We start from the raw sequence: 14,827 nt of genomic DNA on the forward strand, positions 1-14,827 counted from the left end.
CCGCCCACCCTCATCCGCCCGCCATCCGGCGCAGTCCCGCAGGGTCCACCACGGTGAGAACCCCATAGGACCGTCGGATCAGCCCCGCCCGCTCGAACGCGGCCAGATGGACGTTGGCGGTCTTGCGGGTCAGGCCCACCATTTCGCCCAAGGCCTGCTGGGTGGCGTGGACCGTCCTGTCGGGCGCGGCGCGGGCCATCAGCTCCAGCCGGCGCGCCAGGCGTTCGCGCGGAGGCAGCGCCGTCAGCTCGGCCACCATCTCCAGCAGGTTGCGGAGCTGGAGATAGAGCAGGGCCGAGACCGCTTCCCACACCCGCGGGGCGTCGTGCGCGATGCGCGACAGCGCGCGGTCCGACACCTGCAGGATACGGCTCTCCGTCCGGCAGATGGCCGTCACCAGGCGCGGGCCGCCGCCGAAACGCGTGGTCTGTCCGAGCGCCGCGCCGGGCGGAAGCTGGCCGATCAGAACCTCCCGGTCGCCAGGCGCCTGGCAGTAGAGCTGGAGCACGCCGTCCAGCAGCACCAGCACGCCGGTCTGGTCGTCGCCCTCGGCCTGCACCCACTCACCCGGCCCCAGCGCCACGACCCGGCCGTGCGCCAGCAGCGCCCCGACGAGGTCGTCGCCACCCTGTCGCAGCCATTCGGCGCGACGCAGGCAGGCTTCGGCGAGGGCGCGATCGTCCGGAGACATTCTTCCAGTGTAACGATCGTGACATTCCTGTCCAAGTCCGCGTGGCCTGATCCGTTCAAAGACGAGGGAGGAGACGATGGCGGACGTCCTGGACATCGATCAGGTCGAGGGTTGCGGCGCGCGGGTTCGCGGGCTGGACGTGCGCAAGGCGTCCGACGCCCAGATCGACGCCATCCGCGAGGCCGTCTTCCATCGCGGCGTGGTGGCCTTCGACGATCAGGTCCTGACGCCGGACGACCAGATCGCGTTCGCGCGCCGGATCGCGCCCATCGTGGTCAACCGCTACTTCCCCAAGACCGAACGCTGGCCCGAGATCGCCAAGGTCGAGAAGACCGAGGACCAGAAGGCCAACATCGGTGGCGGCTGGCACACCGACCACAGCTACGACGCGGCGCCGGCCATGGGGTCGGTCCTGCTCGCGATCCACACCCCGCCCACGGGCGGCGACACCCTGTTCGCCGACATGTACGAGGCCCTCCCCGACGCCACGAAGGCGCGGATCGCAGGCCTTGAGGCGCCCCACGCCTCGGCCCATGTGTTCGGTGAGGGTGGCGCCTATGCCGGAACCGATCAGGCGAACCTGTCGGGCCACCCGGACACGCCGGAGGCGGTGCATCCCGTGGTCGTCACCCATCCCGGCAGCGGCCGGAAGGCGCTGTTCGTGAACCCGGCCTTCACGCGGGAGGTCGTCGGCCTCCCGGCGGAAGAGGGCGCCGCCCTGCTGACGGAACTGTACGCCCACGCGATCCAGCCCCGTTTCGTGGCCCGCTACGCCTGGCGTCCCGGGACGATGGCGGTGTGGGACAACCGCTGCACCTGGCATTTCGCCATGAACGACTACCACGGCCACTACCGCCTGATGCACCGGATCACCCTGGACGGGGGCCCCCTGGATGCCTGAGACGGGCCCAAGACGGGCCTGAGGGGTTCGAGACGGGTCGCCTACTCGGCCTGGGCGGGGCGGAACGCCGAGGGCGGAGTCTTGGCCCACTCGGATCGCCGGCAGTCGCCCTCCGGCTGAAGCTGGAACTCGGCGGCCGCCCGCCAGCAGGCGGCCTCCTCGCGCTGGATGTTCCAGGCCCACGCCAGCCAGACGCACATCAGGCCGAGCCCCACGCACAGCCCCGCCATCACGAGGATCGCAAATGGGGTTCCGGTCCGGCGGCGCATCTCAGCCATGTGCTGGCTTTCGCGCAACCCGAGGCGTCCGGCAAGAGGGCTGGATCTCAGCGGGCCGTATCCAGGCGCCCGACGGCCCCCACCTGGCGCTCGCCCTGCCACACGACGACCTCGACGGCGCTGTCGTGCTCGGACAGCACCCGACCGGCCCGCACGAGAGCGTGGGCGTCATCCTGATGCTCGAACGTCTCGAAAGCCGTCGACGACCCGTCGGACCGGCAGGGGTAGAACGTGAACAGCGGCATGACGCAACTCCCCGGCGACGAACAGGAGCGCAAGCACTCAACTTTGGATGCGCGGCCCCCCGCGCGGGTCTCACACCCTTATACATCCTTCACCGGAAAGTTGTGTCAGGCGCCCGACACTTTCGCGCATCAGGCGTATTTCCCGCTACGGTGACCGGCGGCCGCTCCGTTCCAGCGCCGCAGCGAGCCGATCCATCGCGACCTTGAGCTGGACCCGCAGTTCGTTGGCCGTCGCCAGGACCAGGGCTGAAACCGCCCAGAAGGTCAGCAGCGCCGCCGCGGCGCCCGGGTGGACGGCGCCCCCGGGGCTCAGGAACAGCCGCCAGCCGATCGCCCCTCCTGCGGCCATCACCAACACCCCGCAGAACGGCCCACGGGCCAGCCCGGCGGCCAGGACCGCCGCGACGTACAGCATGAACGGCGAGAGCGCGCCGAGGTCGCCGTTGAGCATGAGGCGGACGAGCGTCGCCGCCCCCACCAGGACCGCCGCCACGGCCAGGCTGATCGACGCCTGAAGCGCCCGGTTTCCGGAGGGTCTCGGCGAGGCGGCCATACGTCAGCTTTGTCGGACGCGGCGGGGGAAGGCAATCGGCTTCGCGGGCGATGCGAAGACCCGCCCGGGGAACGGGCGTTGTGGGAAGGGACGGCCAGGCTGGTTTCGGCCACCCGTGAAGGCCGATCCGGCGGGATTTCGCATGGGGGCGTCACCCCACCGGAAGAACCTGCGCGGAATCACGGATGGCCGAAATGAGCCCGGCCGCCAGCCCTCATCCCGTCGGCGCGTCCACCGGCGCCGCATCCCCGGCCGGCGCGGCTTCGTAGCCCGCGGGCGGCTCGTACGCCGGCGGCGCGGGAGGCGCATCGCAGCCCTTGCCCGAATAGAGGCCCACCATCACCGCCTTGCGGGTCGTGGCGGTCTGAACCTGGGCCTCGGCCTCGGCGCGCACCTGCGCGGCGCGCTGCTTGGCCATCGCCGCGGCGTTGTTGGCGAACATCCCCGCGCCGGGCACGCGGCCCAGAACGCCTGCCCGCAGCATGCCTTCGACCGCCACGGTCGAAGCCAGTCCCGCGCCCTGGGCCGAGCCGTCGGCCTTGACCACCCGGGCGTTGGCCTCGGCCACGATCTGGTCCATCCGCGCCGACTCGTTCGCGATCGCGTTGCAATCCATCTGGGCGTCGCCCGGATAGCTCACCTGCAGGCCCTGGGCCGAAGCCGGCGACGCGAGCATCAGCGCCGACGCAGCGGCCGCCATGATGATTGTACGTTTCACTCTCGCCCCCATGAACCCGCTTTCCAGCAAGCTACGTCCGGCCGGGCTGCGAAACCTCCCCCGTTTGGGGGTGCTGCGTCTCCCGCGCCGGTCCCAACCCTGGGACCGGGGGCTTCAGGCCAGCAGCTTCACGATCTCATCGGGATGCGTGAACTGGAGGAGGACACCCGCGCCGTCGATCAGGGCGCGCCTCGCATCCGGAATGGGCAACCAGGAGAAGTCGCCCTGGTCGGGCAGCGCTGCGGAAACCGCCACCGTCCAGCCGGCGCCGGCGCCCAGGTCCGCCGGCGGCTCCCAGCCTCCGGCGTAGACGGCGTGCTCCCCGGCGAAGCCCCAGGTCGACCGCGCGCACATGGCCTGGATGTCGCGCACCAGGAACCCCCGCACTTCCGGGTCTTCCAGGGCGCGGCCATCGACGGCCACCTCGCTCAGCGCCCGGAACATGACGCGCTCGATCGTCGGCGTGGTCAGTTGCCGACGCAGGAACTCGGCGAACACCGAGACGAGTTGCGGATTGCGCAGCAGGTGCTTCTGAACCGAGGCGACGAAGGTGGAGTGCGGCTGGCTCCGCGACATCGGCGGATGCGGATTCATCAGCACGGACGGCCCCAGAAGGTCCGGATAGGCGCTGGCGAACGCCAGCCCGGCGGGGACCCCGGTGTCCCGCACGATAAGGCGGACGCGCTTCAACCTGAGCCGCTCGACCACGGTCGCCATGTCTTCGGCCGCCGCCGCCGCGTAGTCGCCCCCCGCAGGGTCCGAAAGGCCGAAGCCCGGCCGCTGGATCACGATGGGCCGAAACCCGGCGCCGACGAGGCCGTGGCGGTAGGCGTCGGGCAGCCGCCGTCCCGCCGCCGAGCCGTGGAACACGAAGACCGGCTCCCCGTCGTAGGGTCCGTAGTCGATCAACGCGATACGCCGCGCCCCGTCCCGGGACGGCAGGATCCGCAGCCGCCCGCCCCCGGCCTCGTCGCCGAACACGGCTTCGGCCGCCGAGGCGACCGTGACCAGCTCCCGTCCCTCCGCGAACAGGCGCGCCAGATCCTTCGCCCCCTTGGCCCCGGTCTTCTGGAAGACGGCCTTCATGTGCGACTTGACCGTTTCGGGGCTGAGACTCAGCGCCTGCGCCGCCTCGGGCGTGGTGGCCCCCCGCGCGACCCGCACCGCCACCCTGGCCTCGCCAGGCGTGAGGCCGAGCGCTTCCTCGGCCAGGCTCTCGTCGTCCTCGCCCTGGGCCTGGACTTCGCACATCACGCCGATCAGGCGGGCGATCAGTTCCGGCGCGCGGCGCACCCCGGCCTTGGCGTTGATGCGCCGCAGCGCGTCGCGAGCCGTCTCGCGGCCCACCCCGGCGTCGGCCGCCGCGACCTCGAGGTTGGGCGCGAACAGAAGCGCTTCCGCCAGCCGGGCCTCCAGCGCCGTGAGATCCAGGGCCCGCGCCGCCCGGCGCGCCAGCTCGGACGAGCGCGACGGCGCGCTCACCACCACGACCAGACGCTGGATCCCGGCCTGGAGCGCGGCGGAGGCGTCGGGCGAAAGCGGCCAGCGGGCCGCCGCGGCCTCGTCGCCGATCCAGACCGTATAGGCCTCTCCGTCGGCGCCCTCGGCCAGGCTGACCACAGGCCCCTCGCTCAGGGCGCGCTTCAGCAGCGGACGCAGGTCGGCGGTGTCGGCGAACAGGGCGCGGAACGCCGGTTCGGCGAAGTACAGGGTCCCCTGCGCGGACGTAACGGCCTGCGCCAGCGCCCGCCGGTCGGCGATGGCCCCGGCCACCGGCGGAAGGTCCCGGTTGACCGCCGTGAAGGCCTCCATCGCCCGGCGGCCGTCAGCCACCAGCGCGTCCTCGACGTCCGACCAGGAATCGAGCAGCAGATCGACCGGCGCGCCCAGCGGAGCGCGGGCGCGCAGGAGGTCGGAAAGTCGGTCGCGTCTGAGTCTCATCGCTCGCAAGGAGTACGGCCCCGCTGTCCGTCCAGTTTCAAGGCCGGTTCGATCATCTTCCGTGCAAACCCCGCGCCACAGCGGGCGGCGCCGGAGTGGCGCAAGATGAACCGAATCTGAAGCTGCGGGTTCAGGACGGGTTCAGTCCGGCCCGTGTCTATGGCCGACCATGGGACAAGTAACCCGAGGAGCTGTCATGAAACATCTGCTGTACGCCGCCGTCGCCCTCGCGACCGTCGCCGCGCCGGCAGTCGCCTCCGCCCAGCCCGGATGGCAACAGGAGCGCCGGGAAGACCGCCGCGACCTGCGGGAAGATCGCCGCGACTATCGAGACACAGTGCGGGACGCCCGTCGCGACGGCGTCATCACGCCCCGCGAAGCGCGTGAGATCCGCCGCGACGCCGCCGAGGTCCGGCGCAGCGAGCGCGAGGTGCGCTACAACCGCCATCGCGCCGACACCTGGCGCGGCCGGCCCGAGTGGCGCGACTATCGCGGCGCCCGGTCCGGATACTGGTACGCCCCCGGCTACGGCTATCGGCCGGTGATGCGCGGCTACACCTGGCGCCAGGGCGCCTATGTGCCGCGCGCCTACCGGACCTACTATGTGCAGGATCCCTACTACTACGGCCTGCGCGCGCCGCCTCCCGGCCACCGCTGGGTCTACGCTGACGGCAACTTCGTCCTGATGGCCCTGGCCACCGGCCTGATCGCCAGCGTCGTGGCGAACGCCTACTAGCGGCCGCTCCGGAACGCCCGGAGAGTCGAAGAACGAGGCCGCGGCCGGCTCACGCCCGCCGCGGCCTTTTCGTGTCCGCCTTGCCGAAGGCGTCGGTTGGCGCGATAGGCGGGGGATGAACGACCGGGATGTCTTCCTCAAGCTGTCGGCCGTCGCGGAAGAGCTGATGGCCCTGTCCGAACAGGCCGAGACCCTGATCGGCGAGGCGGCGCTGCGCACCGCCGCCAACACCATCGGAGGCACGGCGAAGGCCGTTTACGAGCATGCGCTGAACGGCGACGCCCACTGAGGCGTCCGCCGGGCCTGGGCAGTGGGTCCTAGACCCTGGGCCCTGGCCGCCGGCGACGGCCGCGGCTAGCGTGACGCCATGCTGCTCCGGACCCTTGCCGCCGCCTGCGCCCTGGCGCTCGCCGCGCCCGCCGTCGCCGAACCCGTTCCGCCTCAGGCCGCCGATCTCGTGATCTGGGGCGGGCCGATCTACACCGGCGCACAACCCGCGACAGTCCAGGCGGTGGCCGTCCGCGGCGGCCGCATCGTCCAGGTCGGCGCCCGTGCGGACGCCCAGGCCCTGGTCGGCCAGGCGACCCGGATCGTCGACCTCGGGGGCGCGGCGCTGTTCCCGGGCTTCACCGACAGCCACGCTCACCTCCGCGGCGTCGGCGAACGCGAACTGTCCCTGAACCTGGAGGGCGCGGCGTCGGCGGCCGAGGCCGCGCAGCGGGTGAAGGCCCACCTCGACGCCCGAAAGCCCGAGGGTCCGATCTGGGGCCGCGGCTGGATCGAGACGGGATGGCCCGAGGGGCGCTTCCTGGAGCGCGGCGACATCGATCCGATCGCGCCGGATCGGCCGGTCCTGCTGACCCGCGCCGATGGCCACGCGCTGGTCGCCAACTCCGCCGCGCTGAAGGCCGCCGGAGTAGACGAGACCACCGTGGCGCCCCCCGGCGGCGAAATCCTCAAGGGACCCGACGGCCGGCTCACCGGAGTGCTTGTGGACAACGCCATGCGGCTGGTGGCGTCCCTGCGCCGCGCGCCCACCGAGGCGGACCGCCGCGCCGCGTTCGAGGCCGCATTCCGCGTGGAGACCGCCTACGGCTGGACCGGCGTGCATTCCATGAGCGTCGCCTGGGACGACGTGGACCTTCTGGAGCGAATGAACGCCGAGGGCGGCACGCCACTGCGCATCTACAACGCCGTGGACGCCGCCCAGGCGGGGCCCCTGTTCGAGGGCGGTCCCCGCGCGACCAGGGACGGCCTCATCGTCACCCGCGCGGTCAAACTCTACGAGGACGGCGCCCTGGGTTCGCGCGGCGCGGCCCTCTTCGAGCCCTACGCCGACGCGCCCGGCGCGCGCGGCCTGGTGGTCACCCCGCCCGACCGGATGCGGGCGTTCATGGCCCGGGCGCACGCCTCGGGCATACAGGTGGCCGCACACGCCATCGGCGACCGGGGCAACGCCGAGGTTCTCGACATGATGGCCGCCGAGAACGTGCGCGGCCTGCGTTGGCGGATCGAGCATGCGCAGGTGGTGCGGCCGTCCGACATCCCGCGCTTCGCCGATCTGGAGGTCATCGCCTCGATGCAACCCAGCCACGCCATCGGAGACCTGCACTTCGCACCGGCCCGCCTGGGCGACGCCCGCATGCGCGGCGCCTACGCCTGGACATCGATGCGGCGGGCGGGCGTGGTCGTGGCGGGAGGCTCGGACGCCCCGGTCGAGCGTGGCGATCCGCTGATCGAGTTCTACGCCGCGGTGGCGCGCAAGGATCTGAACGGCTTCTCCGCGCCCAACTGGGCGCCGCAGGAGGCCCTGAGCCGCGAAGCCGCACTGGCGATCTTCACCTCGGCGCCGGCCTACGCCCGCTTCGCCGAAGTCGAACTCGGGACCATAGAGGTCGGCAAGCGCGCCGATCTCTCGGCCTTCTCGGTCGACCTCATGACCGCCCCCGAGTCCGAAATTCCGAAGGGTCGGGCGGTCCTGACCATCGTGGACGGCAAGGTGGTCCACCAGGCGCCGTGAGGATCGGACCCGCACGGACCTTGCGCCCGCCGATCATGGCGGTGGATGTGGACCGGCCGGCGCGAGACTGGAATCCGCCAAATACAGGTCGACGCGCAGCGGGGACGATTCAGGCACAGCCATCTCGCCGGGAGGTTCTACTGAGACGTAGATTTCCGATATTCGCGCGTTTCGGCGCGACACAACTTCGCAGTGTCGAGTTATCGACAGTTTTTGTCCTTCGTGGCCGCTAGCGTGAAACCTGAGCCGGAAAACGGCGTTTCAGGTCCCGATGCAAAGGCCCGTCTCCGCGTTGCAGAATCGCCTGCTCGAAGCTGTCCCTCCCGGCGACGCCGCCCGGATCGCGCCGCACCTGGTGTCCGTGACGTTCGAGCGCGGGCGCGTCCTCTACGACCCGGGCGACCCGATGGAGTTCGTCTATTTTCCGCACGAAGGCGTCATCTCGCTGATGACGCTCATGGAGAGCGGCGCGGCCATCGAGAGCGCCATCATCGGACCGGAAGGAGCCGTGGGGCTCATGGCGGCCGTCGCCCCGCGCCAGTCGCTGTCGCGGGCCGTCGCGCAGACGCCCCTGCGGGCGTCGCGGATCGCCGCCGAGCGACTGAGGGAGATCTGCGCCGTCAGTTCTGCGGTGCGCGACCTCGTCGACCGGCACACCGAGGCGGTCTACGCCCATTCGATCCAGGCCGTGGCCTGCAACGCGCTCCACTCGGTCGAAGCCCGTTTCGCGCGCTGGCTGCTGAGCTGCCACGAACGCGTCCGAAGCGACACCATCGCCCTCACGCAGGAACTTCTGGCCGACATGCTCGGCGTCCAGCGCACGACCGTGACCGCCGTGGCGCGAACCCTCCAGGCCAGGGGCCTCATCCGCTATCGCCGCGGCGTCGTCGACATCCTCGACGGAGACGGTCTCGAAGCGGTGGCCTGCGAGTGCTACGGGGTCGTCCGCGGCCACTACCACCGCCTGCTCGGCGTGCCGCCGAAGCGGTCGTCGCCGCAGCGGGCCGAGCCCGCCCGACGCTGACATCGGCGCCGCTCGTCGCTCGAAGGTTGCCTTGGAGCGATATTCCCCCTTTCTTGCGCGGCCACGCCGCTTCCCACGCGGATCGGCCCGAATTGCTGTCGAGAAAAGGCCTATGATCTTCCATACACGCAAAATCCTGCTTTCGGCCGGCGGCGCCGCCGCCCTCGCCTTCGCCGCCCAGGCCGCGACGGCGCATGAGCACGACGGCCTGGATGCGACGCGCGCCGCCCAGGCGTCGTTCGCCGCGGCCGACACCCCCCAGGGCGCCGCCGCCTCGCTGGAATCGCCCCGGTTCGGGACGTGGGGTTTCGACATGTCGGGCATGGACCGCAGCGTGAAGCCGGGCGACGATTTCTACGCCTTCGCCAACGGGAAGTGGGCCGAGCGCACCGAGATTCCGTCCGACCGCACCCGCTTCGGCAACTTCGACATCCTGGCCCAGCTCTCGGAGAACCGGGTCCACGCCATCCTCCAGGAGGCCGCCGCCGGGCGACTCGACGACCGTGACGCCGCCAGGATCGGCGCCGCCTTCACCGCCTTCATGGACGAGGCCCGGGTCGAGAAACTGGACGCCAAACCCATCGCCGGCGACCTGGCCAAGATCCGCAAGGTCCGCACCCGCGACCAGTTCACCGCCCTGATGGGCCGCGCCAACGTCAGCAGCGTCTCCAGCATCCTGCCGGTCTACGTCACCATCGACGCCAAGAATCCCACCCGCTACGCCGTGGGATCGACGACCGCGGGGCTGAGCCTGCCCGACCGCGACTACTACCTGCTCCCGGCCTTCGCCGAAAAGAAGGCCAAGTACGAGGCCTATGTCGCGCAGATGCTGACCATGATCGGCTGGCCCTCGCCGGCCGACAACGCCAAGGCTGTCGTCGCGTTCGAGACCCGCCTGGCCGAGGCGTCCTGGACCCGCGCCGAGCGCCGGGACCGCGACAAGACCTACACCCCGATGTCGCCGGCCGAGCTGAACGCCGCCACCCCCGGGTTCGACTGGAACCGCTACCTCGCCGCCGCCGGCCTGCCGAACGTCGACCGCATCGTGGTGGCGACCGATTCGGCCTATCCGAAGTTCGCGGGAATCTACGCCGCCACGCCGGTCGAGACGCTCAAGGCCTGGCAGGCCTTCCGCGTGGCCGACGGCGCGGCGCCCTATCTGTCGAAGCGGTTCGTCGACGCCAACTTCGAGTTCCGCAACCGCACCCTGATGGACCAGCCCGAGCAACGGCCCCGCTGGAAACGGGCGGTCGCCTTCACCAACGGCGTGATCGGGGAGTCCGTGGGCCGCGTCTATGTGGCCCGCTACTTCCCGCCGGAGTCCAAGGCCAAGATGGACGAGCTGGTCGCCAACGTGCGCTCGGCCATGCAGGCGCGGATCCAGAAGCTGCACTGGATGGGTCCCGAGACCAAGGAACGCGCCCTCGACAAGCTGGCCAAGTTCACGGTCAAGATCGGCTATCCCGAGGAATGGCGCGACTACTCCGGCCTGCGCCTCGATCCGACCGACCTCTACGGCAACGCCATCCGCTCGGCCGCCTACGAGTGGCGCCGCGACGTGGATCGCCTGGACCAGCCGGTCGACAAGCGCGAGTGGGGCATGACGCCCCAGACGGTGAACGCCTACTACAACTTCGCCAACAACGAGATCGTCTTCCCGGCCGCCATCCTCCAGCCGCCGTTCTTCGATCCCGACGCCGACCCGGCCATCAACTACGGCGGCATCGGCGGCGTCATCGGCCACGAGATCAGCCACGGCTTCGACGACCAGGGCCGCAAGTCCGACGGCGACGGCGTGCTGCGCGACTGGTGGACCGCCGAGGACAACACCAAGTTCCAGGCCCAGGCCGCCCGTCTCGGCGCCCAGTATTCCGAGTTCGAGCCGCTTCCGGGCGTGCGTCTCAACGGCGCGCTGTCCATGGGCGAGAACATCGGCGATATGGGCGGTCTGTCTCTGGGCTACGACGCCTACCTCGCCTCGCTCAAGGGCAAGCCCGCACCGATCGTCGACGGCTTCACCGGCCAGCAGCGCGTGTTCCTCGGCTGGGCCCAGGTCTGGCGGTCCAAGATGCGGGACGAAGCCCTTCGTCAGCAGGTGGTCACCGGCCCGCACTCACCGCCCTACTATCGCGTCAACGGCACCATCCGGAACCTGCCCGGCTGGTACGAAGCGTTCCAGATCCAGCCGGGCGACAAGCTCTATGTCGCGCCCGCCGACCGTGTGGACATCTGGTGACGCGCCTGCCCGCCGGCGGCCCCCGCGGCCGTCGGCGGGGCCTGTCAGCCGCGCCGCGCACGATCCACGACCATGCGGTCGTGCAGGTCCCGCACCCGCCGGCTGGCCGAGGTCTGGAACGCGAACGGGAACAGGCCGTGCAGCAGGCAGGCCCCAGCGGCCGCCGCCAACGGCCCCGCGAAGCTCCACGCCTTCGCGAGGTGCTCCCCATAGGTTTCACCCATCGCCCGCGGATGGTCGGTGAAGGCCTTGAACACGTGCGCCCTCCTTCGGATCGGCAAGGTCGGAGGATGACGCGGGTCCGGGAGATTATCATCACCGATCTCCCGGCCGCTTGTCTGTTGGGCGAGAACGCCATTTCCGGACGCGCCGCGTGCGCGGGAACCACATCCTCCCAGCCCCCGCGCAGCCCAAGAGTTAATCATCCCTGAAAACGCTTCCGTAAGGCGCGCCGCAGGATCGTTGCCGAGGTCTTAACCCTCGCGCCCCGAGTTCCCCATGCAGTTCGTCGCCCTGCCCGTCGCCGGTTCCGGAGGCCGCGAGGTGCTGGTCAATCCCGAGCAGGTCGTCTGCATCCTCGACGCGGGAGAGCAGCGGACCCAGATCGTCACCACCGGGCTCTCCACCGAAAGCTCGATCAGCATCGTGGTCGCGCTCGGCGTGCGCGAGGTGGGTCTCCGCCTCGGCGCCACGATCGTCCACGAGCCCGCGGGGCTTCCGGGCTAGCGCGGCCTCCGCGCCCCTGGACGGTCCGGGAACGCCCCCCATCCCGGACCGACGCCCCCCGGGAGGGACGTCGGCCGTCACCGGCGTCCCTCCCGACGCGGATGATCTCAGGTGCAGCACCCACTGGACCCGTCGCGATCCGAATTGACTTCACGACTGTCGTAGGAGCCACCGGCGCTACAGGCCGTGAGCAGGCCGGCGAAGAACGGCGCGCACAGGTCGGGCCTGCCGCCGCAGCAGTCGTGCACTAGAAACTCCATCAGCTCGCCGAAATGAGCGTAGGCGACGGAATAGATGATCGACCGGCCTTCCCGGCGGGCCGTCACCAGACCGGCGTTCATCAGCACGTTCAGATGGCTGGAGGACGTATTCTGAAGCTGCTCGGTGCGGCGCGCGACCTCGCCCGCCGGCAGGCCTTCGGGGCCTGCTTCCACCAGCAGGCGGAAAGCCAGAAGCCGGCCTTCATGTCCGAGAGAAGCAAGGGTCCGGGCGGCCTTGTCCGATTCCATATATCGAAATATCTTGCATTGTCGGGGCATATCTGAGGCTGGCTACCCGGCTCCAGATGCGAGTGAATCTCAAGTCGACGATCTAGTCAGGTTTTCGAAGCTCCGTCGAGACTCTGACGAAATTCTACCGATCAAAAAGGGGCGTCGCTGCAACTGACGATGGGCCAGAATTGACAACCGCCCAAAAGGCGTGCGGGGCCTGCAGTCTCTGCTGCAAGATCGTCGCGGTTTCGGATCTCGACAAACCGGCGCACCAATGGTGTGTCCACAACCGCCCCGGCAAGGGGTGCGCGATCCACGGCTCGCATCCCGATGTCTGCAAGGCTTGGCAGTGCGGCTGGATTCTCATGCCGCAACTGGACGAACGCTGGAAGCCCGACGCGTGCGGTTTCATCATCCGCAATCGCTATGGCTCGCGACAACTCGTCATCGACGTCGAGCCCACCCGGCCCGACGTCTGGCGCAAGGAACCTTTCCATAGCCGGATCCGGGGCTGGGCGCAGAGCAGCCGCAGCGCGGGACAGTACGTCGTGGTTTGCGCAGGCCGGCGAGAGATCGCCGTCTTCGCCGAGGAAGAAATCGACCTCGGAGTGCTGGGCCCGGGTGAAACGGCCGAAATGACCTATCGGGATCAGGGAGCTTTCAGTCGCCCCGTTGTGCTTATCCGGAGCGCCGAGGGCCGACTGCTGCGCGAAGTGGCGGGCCGCCTGGGTCCGAAGGCCGGCGCTTCGGTCTCGCTTCCACGAACGTCCCGGTGAAGTCCGCGTGTGGAACGGCGATACCCAAACTGGGGGGCGAGGCGCCTGACCTCGAGCCGCACTATCGCCTGAGGCGAGCGGCGGAAAGCCGGCCGGCGCTGTCTACAGCAGATTCTGCAGGGAAATTCTCGCACGCCCCCCCGATCGTTGCGTGATCAAAGCCGCCGAATTGGAAAATTCGCCTTTCGAGGGAACGTCGTTTTTATATCCAAAAACCATGATATCTAGGTATCGATTGATATAGGTGGATTGTTCAGATGCTCAAGACTCTCCTGTTGGGCGCCGCCGCTGCGGCCAGCCTTACGTTCGCCGGCGCCGCTTCGGCGGCGACCTACGTTTCCACGCTGGCGCACAATGACGGCAACCTGTCGGTCGACGGGAACTTCGGCGCCGTGACGATCGTGGAAGAGGACGCCAACAACATCCTCGTCACCGTGATGCTCAATGCGCCGCTGACCCTGATCGTCGATACCGGCAAGCACAATGCGTTCACGTTCAACCTCGTGGACAGCCCGAACAGCACGGTCACGATCGTGGAGCCGGTCGGCGGCGGGTCGTTCACCTATGCCGGCGAGGGGGCGCATTCCAACCCGCCGTTCGGGAACAACGCCTGGACCAACGCCATCGAGTGCTGCGGCCGGGGTTCGTCGAACGGAGAACCGCCGCCGCTGGTCTTCCGGATCACCAACCTGTCGGGGATCACGTTCGCCGGCGTCGGCGCGACGTTCGACAGCGACGGCAAGCTGCTGACGACCGGGACGGGCAACCGCTTCGCGTCCACCAGCGCGGGCTGGTGGTTCGCGGTCGACACCTCGGACGGCAGCAACACCGGCGCCGTGGCCGCCCGGGACGCCTTCCTCGTGCCGACGACCACCGGCGCCATTCCCGAACCCGGGACCTGGGCGCTCATGATCCTGGGCTTTGGCGGCGCCGGAGCCATGCTCCGCCGTCGGCGGGCCGCCAGCGCGTTCGCCTGACGCCGGGCCGGGCCGGGCCGGGTACAGGCCACGGCTCCAAGGAACCGACGTCTCAAATCCCGGCGGACTCCATGAGTCCGCCGGGACATCGTGCCGTCCATGTATCCAGAAAAGCGAAGGGCCTCGGATCACTCCGAGGCCCTTTTGCTTTTCGGCGTCGATCGGATGGGCGGCGTGCGCTCGCCGCCCCGACATCCGCTATCTGATATCCGCTATCCGGCCCGTCGGCAGAGATCGGCGACGAAGCGCCCCTGGCTGAAGATCTCGACTTCCTCGCAATCGGGATCGAGCGCGAGCAGCGCCTCCGCCTCGCGTACGGCGTCCTCGACACCACCCTGCACCGCGACAAGGCCCGGCCAGGACAGATCCTGCCCCAAAGCACTCAGAACGAACTTCATGACGCCCCCCACAGCCCGGCCACACGTTACCCAAGCTTGGCCTTGGGGCCAACCCGAAGAACGCCGTCAGACGCAATCCGACGCCCGTCCCACACCGCCGTCGGGCCTGGTCTCCC

18 protein-coding genes are annotated in these 14,827 nt (G+C 69.9%); 9 read left to right on the forward strand and 9 right to left on the reverse strand.

Annotated elements, in window-relative coordinates:
• Positions 1-10: 10 nt before the first annotated feature.
• A complete protein-coding gene (locus ABS78_RS14065) occupies positions 11-691 on the reverse strand; it encodes a Crp/Fnr family transcriptional regulator (protein ID WP_293380291.1) in 681 nt (226 codons plus the stop codon).
• A gap of 76 nt (positions 692-767) precedes the next feature.
• Here ABS78_RS14065 and ABS78_RS14070 point away from each other — a divergent pair, with 76 nt between their 5' ends.
• Positions 768-1,592, forward strand: coding sequence for a TauD/TfdA family dioxygenase (locus ABS78_RS14070; RefSeq protein ID WP_293380294.1), 825 nt, complete (start codon positions 768-770; stop codon positions 1,590-1,592).
• 41 nt (positions 1,593-1,633) lie between these two features.
• On the opposite strand, the gene ABS78_RS14075 is transcribed toward ABS78_RS14070, so the two are convergent.
• The 5 genes from ABS78_RS14075 to ABS78_RS14095 all read right to left on the reverse strand — a co-directional run bounded on the left by ABS78_RS14075 (position 1,634) and on the right by ABS78_RS14095 (position 5,327).
• The gene (locus ABS78_RS14075; RefSeq protein WP_293380297.1) at positions 1,634-1,870 is read right to left on the reverse strand and encodes a hypothetical protein; all 237 of its coding nucleotides are present in this window, start codon (positions 1,868-1,870) and stop codon (positions 1,634-1,636) included.
• A gap of 47 nt (positions 1,871-1,917) precedes the next feature.
• Positions 1,918-2,115, reverse strand: a complete 198-nt coding sequence (locus tag ABS78_RS14080; RefSeq protein ID WP_293380300.1) for a hypothetical protein — start codon at positions 2,113-2,115, stop codon at positions 1,918-1,920.
• Positions 2,116-2,260: 145 nt separating this feature from the next.
• A complete protein-coding gene (locus ABS78_RS14085; RefSeq protein ID WP_293380303.1) occupies positions 2,261-2,668 on the reverse strand; it encodes a DUF4118 domain-containing protein in 408 nt (135 codons plus the stop codon).
• 214 nt (positions 2,669-2,882) lie between these two features.
• Complete coding sequence (locus ABS78_RS14090) at positions 2,883-3,386, reverse strand: hypothetical protein (protein WP_293380306.1); 504 nt, start codon at positions 3,384-3,386, stop codon at positions 2,883-2,885.
• 114 nt (positions 3,387-3,500) lie between these two features.
• Positions 3,501-5,327: a LuxR C-terminal-related transcriptional regulator gene (locus tag ABS78_RS14095; RefSeq protein WP_293380309.1), complete on the reverse strand. Its 1,827-nt coding sequence runs from the start codon at positions 5,325-5,327 to the stop codon at positions 3,501-3,503.
• 196 nt (positions 5,328-5,523) lie between these two features.
• On the opposite strand from ABS78_RS14095, the gene ABS78_RS14100 reads away from it, so the two are divergent.
• The 5 genes from ABS78_RS14100 (at position 5,524) to ABS78_RS14120 (ending at position 11,343) form a co-directional block, all read left to right on the forward strand.
• Positions 5,524-6,063, forward strand: coding sequence for an RcnB family protein (locus ABS78_RS14100; protein ID WP_293380312.1), 540 nt, complete (start codon positions 5,524-5,526; stop codon positions 6,061-6,063).
• A 115-nt stretch (positions 6,064-6,178) separates the two neighbouring features.
• Positions 6,179-6,352, forward strand: coding sequence for a hypothetical protein (locus tag ABS78_RS14105; protein ID WP_293380315.1), 174 nt, complete (start codon positions 6,179-6,181; stop codon positions 6,350-6,352).
• Between the two features lie 78 nt (positions 6,353-6,430).
• Positions 6,431-8,083: an amidohydrolase gene (locus ABS78_RS14110; RefSeq protein WP_293380318.1), complete on the forward strand. Its 1,653-nt coding sequence runs from the start codon at positions 6,431-6,433 to the stop codon at positions 8,081-8,083.
• 271 nt (positions 8,084-8,354) lie between these two features.
• Complete coding sequence (locus ABS78_RS14115) at positions 8,355-9,107, forward strand: Crp/Fnr family transcriptional regulator (RefSeq protein ID WP_293380321.1); 753 nt, start codon at positions 8,355-8,357, stop codon at positions 9,105-9,107.
• Between the two features lie 112 nt (positions 9,108-9,219).
• On the forward strand, positions 9,220-11,343 hold the full coding sequence (locus ABS78_RS14120; protein ID WP_293380324.1) for a M13-type metalloendopeptidase: 2,124 nt from the start codon (positions 9,220-9,222) through the stop codon (positions 11,341-11,343).
• A gap of 44 nt (positions 11,344-11,387) precedes the next feature.
• Here ABS78_RS14120 and ABS78_RS14125 read toward each other — a convergent pair whose 3' ends face one another.
• On the reverse strand, positions 11,388-11,600 hold the full coding sequence (locus tag ABS78_RS14125; protein ID WP_293380327.1) for a DUF6356 family protein: 213 nt from the start codon (positions 11,598-11,600) through the stop codon (positions 11,388-11,390).
• A gap of 241 nt (positions 11,601-11,841) precedes the next feature.
• On the opposite strand from ABS78_RS14125, the gene ABS78_RS14130 reads away from it, so the two are divergent.
• Positions 11,842-12,069 (forward strand): hypothetical protein, encoded by a 228-nt coding sequence (locus ABS78_RS14130; RefSeq protein ID WP_293380329.1) that lies wholly within the window; start codon positions 11,842-11,844, stop codon positions 12,067-12,069.
• Between the two features lie 107 nt (positions 12,070-12,176).
• On the opposite strand, the gene ABS78_RS14135 is transcribed toward ABS78_RS14130, so the two are convergent.
• Entirely contained in the window at positions 12,177-12,578 is a 402-nt protein-coding gene (locus ABS78_RS14135; RefSeq protein ID WP_363083282.1) for a helix-turn-helix transcriptional regulator, read from the reverse strand.
• 170 nt (positions 12,579-12,748) lie between these two features.
• On the opposite strand from ABS78_RS14135, the gene ABS78_RS14140 reads away from it, so the two are divergent.
• Positions 12,749-13,336, forward strand: coding sequence for a hypothetical protein (locus ABS78_RS14140; protein ID WP_293380335.1), 588 nt, complete (start codon positions 12,749-12,751; stop codon positions 13,334-13,336).
• A 257-nt stretch (positions 13,337-13,593) separates the two neighbouring features.
• Positions 13,594-14,313, forward strand: coding sequence for a PEPxxWA-CTERM sorting domain-containing protein (locus ABS78_RS14145; protein WP_293380338.1), 720 nt, complete (start codon positions 13,594-13,596; stop codon positions 14,311-14,313).
• 212 nt (positions 14,314-14,525) lie between these two features.
• On the opposite strand, the gene ABS78_RS14150 is transcribed toward ABS78_RS14145, so the two are convergent.
• Positions 14,526-14,711 (reverse strand): hypothetical protein, encoded by a 186-nt coding sequence (locus ABS78_RS14150; RefSeq protein ID WP_293380341.1) that lies wholly within the window; start codon positions 14,709-14,711, stop codon positions 14,526-14,528.
• Positions 14,712-14,827 lie beyond the last annotated feature (116 nt).

This window comes from Phenylobacterium sp. SCN 70-31 (assembly GCF_001724605.1).
GTDB lineage: Bacteria > Pseudomonadota > Alphaproteobacteria > Caulobacterales > Caulobacteraceae > Phenylobacterium.

Bases quoted from the DNA above. Each gene is read 5' to 3' on its own strand.
- ABS78_RS14065 (WP_293380291.1), bottom strand. From the start codon at position 691: ATGTCTCCGGACGATCGCGCCCTCGCCGAAGCCTGCCTGCGTCGCGCC.
- ABS78_RS14070 (WP_293380294.1), top strand. From the start codon at position 768: ATGGCGGACGTCCTGGACATCGATCAGGTCGAGGGTTGCGGCGCGCGG.
- ABS78_RS14075 (WP_293380297.1), bottom strand. From the start codon at position 1,870: ATGGCTGAGATGCGCCGCCGGACCGGAACCCCATTTGCGATCCTCGTG.
- ABS78_RS14080 (WP_293380300.1), bottom strand. From the start codon at position 2,115: ATGCCGCTGTTCACGTTCTACCCCTGCCGGTCCGACGGGTCGTCGACG.
- ABS78_RS14085 (WP_293380303.1), bottom strand. From the start codon at position 2,668: ATGGCCGCCTCGCCGAGACCCTCCGGAAACCGGGCGCTTCAGGCGTCG.
- ABS78_RS14095 (WP_293380309.1), bottom strand. From the start codon at position 5,327: ATGAGACTCAGACGCGACCGACTTTCCGACCTCCTGCGCGCCCGCGCT.
- ABS78_RS14100 (WP_293380312.1), top strand. From the start codon at position 5,524: ATGAAACATCTGCTGTACGCCGCCGTCGCCCTCGCGACCGTCGCCGCG.
- ABS78_RS14105 (WP_293380315.1), top strand. From the start codon at position 6,179: ATGAACGACCGGGATGTCTTCCTCAAGCTGTCGGCCGTCGCGGAAGAG.
- ABS78_RS14110 (WP_293380318.1), top strand. From the start codon at position 6,431: ATGCTGCTCCGGACCCTTGCCGCCGCCTGCGCCCTGGCGCTCGCCGCG.
- ABS78_RS14115 (WP_293380321.1), top strand. From the start codon at position 8,355: ATGCAAAGGCCCGTCTCCGCGTTGCAGAATCGCCTGCTCGAAGCTGTC.
- ABS78_RS14120 (WP_293380324.1), top strand. From the start codon at position 9,220: ATGATCTTCCATACACGCAAAATCCTGCTTTCGGCCGGCGGCGCCGCC.
- ABS78_RS14130 (WP_293380329.1), top strand. From the start codon at position 11,842: ATGCAGTTCGTCGCCCTGCCCGTCGCCGGTTCCGGAGGCCGCGAGGTG.
- ABS78_RS14135 (WP_363083282.1), bottom strand. From the start codon at position 12,578: ATGGAATCGGACAAGGCCGCCCGGACCCTTGCTTCTCTCGGACATGAA.
- ABS78_RS14145 (WP_293380338.1), top strand. From the start codon at position 13,594: ATGCTCAAGACTCTCCTGTTGGGCGCCGCCGCTGCGGCCAGCCTTACG.
- ABS78_RS14150 (WP_293380341.1), bottom strand. From the start codon at position 14,711: ATGAAGTTCGTTCTGAGTGCTTTGGGGCAGGATCTGTCCTGGCCGGGC.